2 protein-coding genes and 1 pseudogene are annotated in these 1,535 nt (G+C 63.5%); 1 reads left to right on the plus strand and 2 read right to left on the minus strand.

The genetic code is table 11. From position 1 onward, the window contains the following. Window positions 1–89 precede the first annotated feature (89 nt). Window positions 90–254 (plus strand): annotated as a pseudogene (locus tag J5J06_09230) (alpha/beta hydrolase). 14 nt (window positions 255–268) lie between these two features. Here J5J06_09230 and J5J06_09235 read toward each other — a convergent pair. Together J5J06_09235 and J5J06_09240 are read right to left on the minus strand one after the other, a co-directional pair. Further along, window positions 269–1,234, minus strand: a complete 966-nt coding sequence (locus tag J5J06_09235) for a DNA cytosine methyltransferase (GenBank protein MCO6437255.1) — start codon at window positions 1,232–1,234, stop codon at window positions 269–271. After that, complete coding sequence (locus J5J06_09240; GenBank protein ID MCO6437256.1) at window positions 1,231–1,482, minus strand: AlpA family phage regulatory protein; 252 nt, start codon at window positions 1,480–1,482, stop codon at window positions 1,231–1,233. The genes J5J06_09235 and J5J06_09240 overlap by 4 nt, the downstream gene beginning before the upstream one ends. Window positions 1,483–1,535: the final 53 nt, after the last annotated feature.

A 1,535-nucleotide genomic window follows, 5' to 3' on the forward strand; every position in this document is an offset into this window, starting at 1 on the left:
TAACCTTCCAGGGTGCCGGCCGTCAATGCCTTGCAGTTACTGGCGAATGCGCTGCTGCATCATCGGCGTGTGGGTGCTTTTTGCCACGTCTGCTGGCGGCAATGGGCTGTCCGGGCGACGTGGCAGAATCGGTGCTCGGGCACAGGATCCCTGGCGTCGCCGGGGCGTACAACCGGCACCAGTACGATGCCGAGCGGGTGGAGTGGCTGCGCCGGCTCTCCGTGAGGCTGGAGGAGCTGGCGCGGCCGGGGTGAGTCACGCGGCCTTCTCACGATCCAGACAGCGCGGCGAATGCTGCCGCAGCCACTCTTGATACCTGCCCGTTTCCAAGGGCTTTAATCCGGTGTGCCCGATGGGCCATCCCATCAACCACTCGACCCACTCGGGATTCAGGCGCATCGGCGGGGTCTGCTGGCCAGGCTGGAAAGATTCCCGCTCCACCGAGTAATCCAGCCTGTCGTCCGTCATTGCGCGGTTGTGATTCGGCGACCATCCTTTGCTGGCTGTGGCTGTGGCTGTGGCTGTGGGCCAAAACCTCATCCGCTTGCTGTTGCAAGCACGGTGCGACATCGCTAGATACTCCGACTCGTCCTTCGCGGATTTCGCCAATATCGCAAGCTCGCCGTCCGACCGAAAGCCGATGCAATTTGGCGTTGGCCAAGTCCGTTGCGTCACCACAGTCGCCAGCCCGTCGCCGCTGGTCGCACTCGCGCCCTTGCGGTTGTAATTCCCGCAGACAGTCGGAGTGGGCCACAAGCCAGCACCTATCCCGCTGATGGGGCGCTCCGCAGTCGGATGCCGATAGACGGAACCACTGCGCGTCATACCCCATGTCGGCAAGGTCACCGAGGACCACGGCAAGTCCTCTTCCCACAAGCAATGGGCTGTTTTCCACGAAGACGTAACGGGGTCGTACCTCACTGACGATTCGGGCCATTTCGCGCCAGAGACCGGAGCGCTCGCCGTCGATTCCGTTGCCATTTCCTGCGGCGCTGATGTCCTGACACGGGAAGCCGCCAGCCACGACATCAACAACACCGCACCACGGTCGTCCATCAAACGTTCGCACGTCATCCCAAATCGGGAAAGGCGGGAAGGTTCCATCGTTCTGTCGTGCCACAAGCACGGCCTGGGCATAGGGTTCGTATTCGACGGCGCAGACGCATCGGTGCCCGAGAAGCTGGCCGGCGAGAATTCCGCCACCAGCGCCCGCGAAAAGATGAAGCTCATTCACGCCGCCTCCTTCCGCTTCGACGCCCCGGTATTCGGCGGCGGCGGCAAGTTCGACACCGGCCGTGACTCGGCCCATTCCTGAACCTCGCGCACCAGCCAGCCGACGCGCTGGCCGGATAGCTGGCGGCGCTTGGGGAATTGCCCCTCGCGCTCCAGGCGCTCGATAGTCGCGGTGGACATGGCGACGACCTGGGCGACGGTGGGACGGTCCATGAAGATGGGGGTGATGGGGATCTTCTTGGCGGTCATGCTGCACGCTCCGTCAGTCCGGCCTTCTCGACCTCGATCTTGATGCACGTATC

The organism is Phycisphaerae bacterium, from assembly GCA_024102815.1.
Classification (GTDB): domain Bacteria; phylum Planctomycetota; class Phycisphaerae; order UBA1845; family UBA1845; genus JAGFJJ01.

Coding starts and splice junctions, on each gene's coding strand:
- J5J06_09240 (MCO6437256.1), bottom strand. CDS start 1,482: ATGACCGCCAAGAAGATCCCCATCACCCCCATCTTCATGGACCGTCCC.